General features: G+C 32.8%; 5 protein-coding genes. All 5 read right to left on the reverse strand.

The annotated features are described in order from the left end of the window. Positions 1-1,396: aminotransferase class V-fold PLP-dependent enzyme (locus WBN21_RS00030; protein ID WP_424197273.1), on the reverse strand; the 1,396-nt coding region annotated here is incomplete at its 3' end. A 55-nt stretch (positions 1,397-1,451) separates the two neighbouring features. Beyond that, entirely contained in the window at positions 1,452-2,453 is a 1,002-nt protein-coding gene (locus WBN21_RS00035) for a TlpA family protein disulfide reductase (protein ID WP_424197274.1), read from the reverse strand. Positions 2,454-2,464: 11 nt separating this feature from the next. Then, positions 2,465-4,453: a protein-disulfide reductase DsbD family protein gene (locus tag WBN21_RS00040; RefSeq protein WP_424197275.1), complete on the reverse strand. Its 1,989-nt coding sequence runs from the start codon at positions 4,451-4,453 to the stop codon at positions 2,465-2,467. 27 nt (positions 4,454-4,480) lie between these two features. Beyond that, on the reverse strand, positions 4,481-4,924 hold the full coding sequence (locus WBN21_RS00045) for a protein-disulfide reductase DsbD domain-containing protein (RefSeq protein ID WP_424197276.1): 444 nt from the start codon (positions 4,922-4,924) through the stop codon (positions 4,481-4,483). A 195-nt stretch (positions 4,925-5,119) separates the two neighbouring features. Next, on the reverse strand, positions 5,120-6,051 hold a 932-nt coding region (locus tag WBN21_RS00050; protein WP_424197277.1), incomplete at its 5' end, for a TonB-dependent receptor domain-containing protein.

Consider the following 6,051-nt stretch of genomic DNA (forward strand, 5'->3'; position numbering starts at 1 on the left):
CCTTTCCCCAAGATTCATAATGCTCTGAAACCTCTTTTATGGCATCACAAATAAAGGCAATGTCATGGTTTGTCATTGTTGGATGAATCGACATTCGGATCCAACCCGGACGCTCCATTAAACAACCCTCTAATATTTTTTCTTCAATAGCTTTTGAGGTTAATTGATCTACATGAAGTAAATAATGCCCGTAAGTTCCAGCACAAGAACAACCGCCGCGCGTTTGCACGCCAAACCTATCATTCAATAGTTTTACAATTAAATTAAAATGGACGTTTTCAATATAAAACGAAAATACCCCCAACCTATCTGTATGTTCTGGTGCTAAAATGTTTAGATTCTTAATTTCAGAAAGTCTTTCGAAAACAATGTCATTCAATTCATGCTCTCTTTTTAGGATATTCTGGACACCCATTTCTTCTTTCAATTGAATTGAAAGTGCAATTCTTATGGCTTGTAAAAAACCTGGCGTTCCACCATCCTCTCTGGTTTCTATATCATCGATATAATCATGATTTCCCCAAGGATTGGTGTAACTTACAGTTCCGCCTCCCGGATTATCAGGTACTAAATTTTTATACAATTTTTTATTAAATACCAAAACCCCTGAAGCTCCAGGACCACCTAAAAATTTATGTGGTGAAAACGTAATAGCATCCAAATATTCCTCCTCATCTTCAGGATGCATATTCATATTTATATAAGGTGCTGAACATGCAAAATCTACAAAACATAACCCATTATTTTGATGCATTATTTTTGCAACCTCATGATAATTTGTTCTAATACCTGTAACGTTTGAACAGGCTGTGATAGATGCAATTTTAATTGGACAATCGTCGTGTTTTTGAATTAGAGCCTTTAACTTTATAGCACAAGGCAAACCGTATTCATTTGAAGGAATCACTTCTACCCTAGCAATGGTTTCTAACCAAGAGGTTTGGTTGGAATGATGCTCCATATGAGACACAAAAATAATAGGACGCTTCTCTTCTGGAACCTCTGTATTATCTTTTAAATTCTCTGAAAGTTTAATTCCTAAAATACGCTGAAATTTGTTTATTGCTCCAGTCATTCCAGTACCAACGGTTATGAGCACATCGTCTTTTGAAGCATTAACATGTTTTTTTATGATATTTCTAGCTTCATGGTAAGCTAAAGTCATTGTCGACCCAGTTACAGATGTTTCAGTATGTGTATTGGCAACAAAAGGTCCTATTTCATTAAGTAGTTTCTCTTCAATCGGTCTGTATAATCTGCCGCTGGCTGTCCAATCAGAATAAATAATCTTTTTTCTTCCGTAAGGTGAATCAAAATATTGATCTATTCCAACAATATTTTTTCGAAATTGTTCAAAATATTGCTCAAGATTTGAAACCTCTTTTTCAGAATTCATAATGTTTAGATTATTATAGAATTACTCTTTAAAATATTAAAAACTAAATGTTAGACTAAATATTTAACCCATCAAAAAGAGTGATTAATTTTTCATTTGAAGGTCGTGGCGCATTATCATTTACCACAATACCGTTAGGATCGATTAAAATAAATCTTGGAATACCTGATACGTTAAAATCTCTAGCAAATTTCTCATCACCTTTAGCGTATAATTGTATGCCTGTTAATTCTTTTTCTTTAACCATAGTTTTCCATTTATCGTAGGCATTAGCTCTATCTAAAGAAATACTAACAAAGGCTATATTTTTACCATGATAGGCTTTCTCTACTCTTTTTAAAAATGGAATTTCAGCCTTACAAGGCCCACACCAAGTTGCCCATAAATCAATATAAACATATTTGCCTTTTAAATCGTCCAAAGACATACTTCCACCAGCGTAATTTTCATAATCATTAAATTTTGGTGAAGGTTTTCCATTAAAAATAGATGGCTTATTATTTTTATTATGAGCAGTTGTTAACTGCTCAGCCATAGTTTCAAAACTTTTTTCTTCATCAGCAATAAACGTAGGATCTAAATTTGGTGTGTTTTTTAATAAGGCTTCAAACTGTTCGATACTTGAAGTTAATTTTTTATCAAAATCAGCTTTTTCAGATGACATTAAATCATCATAATCCAAAAGCAACTCTTGCATTAATATTTTTTCTGCCAAGTAATTATTAACTACTTCTCCTTTTCCTTGGAAATTAATAGTCTCACCAAATTGATTAGCGTCGAAAGTTATTTTTAAATTAAATCCATTTTCTAAATACATATATGCTTGTTCTTGCCCGTCAAACAAAACATAATTTCCTGATACCACTTTTAAAGTATCTGAAAACATCCCATCTTGATTAACTTTTATAGATTTAATAATGCTTCTTTGAGCCACCACCAACGAATCTGAAGTTGGATTTGTTATTTTTCCTGAAATGGTTACATAATCTTTTACTTCATCCTTTTTACAAGACACAAATACCATTGTAATTGCTAATATGTAAAGTAATTTTTTCATAAACTGAATAATTAATTTTGTTTATATACTTCTAAACCTTGTTCTAAAAACCTGGCATAATCAGCTTCATCAGGCGTATAACCAACGGGTTCATTTAAAACTTTTGTACCATCAGAATTTAATAATACGTAGTAAGGTTGTGAATTCGATTTAAAAAATTGGGTTTGAAAATTAGCCCATTTATGACCATAATTATCCAACAATCGTTTCCCACCATTAACTCTAGTCACTTCCACTTGTTCATCTGAAGGCAAATCTTTTTTATCATCCACATAAAGTGAAATTAGCACATACTCGTTGCGCAGGTAATTATCAATTTTCTCTAATGGCCAAATATGTTCTTCCATTTTTCTACAGTTCACGCAAGCATGCCCTGTAAAATCAATCATAATAGGTTTGTTTACTTGTTTTGCATAAGCGATTCCTTCTTTTAAATCTTTAAAAGTTTTTAAGTTGTTCGTTGATGTACTCGGATAAAACCAACTATACCCAACAGGAGGTGCTAAACCGCTTAACAAAGTTAAAGGTGTAAAGGTGTTTGTGTCTTCATTTACTCTAAATCCTGATGCTAAATAAATAGCAAATGCGGCAACTAAAACGCCTCCAGCAATTCTTGAAAATGATAGTTTTTTAAGGGGAGAATCATGCGGAAACTTAATTTTACCAAATAAATACAAGGCTAATCCAGCAAAAATAATAATCCATATTATCAAGAAAGGTTCAATTTTTAAAAGCCCCCAATGTTTTACTAAATCAGCATTTGATAAAAATTTGAATGCCAGGGCTAATTCTAAAAACCCTAAAACAACTTTCGTTGTATTTAACCAACCCCCAGATTTTGGTAAGGCATTCATCATATTTGGAAACATAGCGAACAACGCGAACGGCAAACCTAAAGACACGCCAAATCCTGCCATACCGGCTGTGAGTTGCCATGCTCCACCATCGGCAGTAAGCGAACCCGCTAATAATGATCCTAAAATTGGACCTGTACATGAAAATGAAACAATGGCTAAAGTTAATGCCATAAAGAAAATACCAATAATTCCCCCCGCATTTTCACCTTGTGTGGTTTTGTTTGTCCAACTTGAAGGCAATGTTAATTCATAATAGCCAAAGAATGAAAATGCAAAAAACATAAACACTAAAAAGAAAATGACATTCAACCATACGTTGGTTGATATTTCATTTAAAATATCTGGATTTACGGAATCTAAAAGATGAAAAGGAATGCTTAAAATTAAATACACTAGTAAAATGAAAAAACCATAAAGCAACGCTTTGCCAACACCCGAACCTTTATTTTGCCCGCCTTTTTTAGTAAAAAAACTAACTGTAAGGGGAATCATTGGGAACACACAAGGTGTTAAAAGTGCTAATAAACCACCCAAGAATCCTAATCCGAAAATAGACCAAAGCGATTTTTTTTCTTCAATATTTCCTGCCACTAAGGTGACATCTTTTGGGGTCATGCCATAAAGCATATGGTTAACAGCGTCGTTATCTGCTATGCCAACCTCATCAGAATTATTACCACTATTATTTACAGTTCCGTTAATGTTAAATACCAATTCAACTTCGGTTGGTGGCAAACAGCGTCTGTCATCGCAAACCATAAACTCAACAAAGCCATTTACAGTTTTTACATCACCAATCAATTCTACCTTTTGAATAAATACCGCAGATTTTTCGAAGAATTTAATTTTCATTTGAAAAACTGGGTCGTCAACAATATGCCCTTCATCTTCACTTGTGTTTCCTACAAATTTAAAAGCACCATTGGCATCATCAAAAATAAAAGTTGTTGGAATTGGCCCATCCTCAGGAACATTTTGAGAATACAAATGCCATCCTGATTCAATTGATGCACTACTTATTAAATTATATTCAATATCTGAAATTTTCTCAATTGAAGTTTTCCATTTAACAGGTTCTAATATTTGAGAATTTCCAACCGCAAATACTGCTAAAGCTAAAAGGAGGAGAATACGTTTTATCATTTATTAAGGTTGTTTATTTTAAAATTATTACAATTCGAAGATAAGATTTGCCGGGTCTGGCATGATACATTTTGAGTCATCACACACCATGTAATTGACTTCTGAATTAATTTTGAAAGGCGGTTTTTTCTTAAGCTTTATCCGTTGTTTAAACGTCGTTTTGTTTTCAAAATAAGTAACAAGTATGTTGAAAGTTTTATCCTCAATGGTAATTCCAGATTCTTCTTTGGTGTTTCCCTTTTTTAAATAATTACTATTTCCAACAAAAGTAAAAACGGTTGGCATAGGACCTCCTTCTGGTACTGTTTGAGAATATAAATGCCATTTTTCGTCAATGGTTGCAGTAGCTATAAGCTCATACTCCGTACTTGATATTTTCTCTACAGTTGTAGACCATTTTACAGGTTCTAAAATTTGCGAAAAGGTATTTATGGTAATTAATAGAAATATTAAGGAAAATATGTTTTTCATGAGTAACTATTTATATGCTGTTATGATTTAAACGAATTAAAACCAACAAAACAAAAGTAGTAAGAAAGATTTTGTCTTTTCAAACAAAGAGACGATAAAACCCTACAAACCTTGCTAATTTAATGTTAAAATTTAATAGTATAATACAAAAAGCGCACCGTGGAAGGTGCGCTGTCAAATAAGCACTTTTTAATATTAAAATTTTACGGATACTTTTCCTCTTAAAAAGAAGGGAGAACCTGGTGTAAAATGAATCTCTTCAACAGCATTAGGCTCATTAAACAATCTACTTTCTGTAGCAAATTGAGTTTCATTCCATTCGCTATCAAATAAATTTTCAACAATCACCCCAAACGTCCAGTTTTCATGTGTGTAATTAAGGTTTAAATCAGTAATAAAATACCCTTCAGCTACAATCGAATTATCTTCATTTGCAGGTCTATCTTTAATAAACCGGTAACTAAGGCCACCAGAAAAATTATTATAATCTTTAATATTTAAACTTCCTGAAGATGTTAAATCTGGTGCCAAGGGAATATAATCTTGTCCGCTAGCCTCTTCGCTACTTCTAGCATAGGTATAATTAACATCTGTATTAAAAAACAACCAGTCATTAAATTGATAACGCAACCCAAAATCGACACCATATCGTTTTGTTTTTCCGCTAGGTTCAACAATTCCGGCATCGCCAACATAAACAAATTCTTGTTGTAAAAACAAACTCCATAATGCCGCATTAATAACTAAACGATCTACAGGTTTTGCAATAAACCCTAAATCTGTTCCAAAAGCTGTTGGTAATATTTCCTTCCCATTATTAGCTGTAACTACTCTTGTATCGTTAGAATGATAACCTAATCCTGTTTTTGCAAACCATTGTAGCTTAGAAGAAGGTGCATAAAGAAAATTCAATTTTGGGCTAACCAAAACCTTGTTTTCACTTTTATTGTCGTAAGTTTCAGTTAATAAATCTTCATAATCAAAGTTGAAATAATCAAGTCGTAACCCAGGATTAATGGTCCATTTATTTTTTTTATAGGTTAGGTTAGCAAACGAAAAACCATTCAATTCATCTACATTTCCAAAGGCCAAACGCTCTAATAATTCTTGTCTGTTTTTGGTTCTTG

The organism is Algibacter sp., assembly GCF_049667265.1.
Classification (GTDB): domain Bacteria; phylum Bacteroidota; class Bacteroidia; order Flavobacteriales; family Flavobacteriaceae; genus Algibacter_B.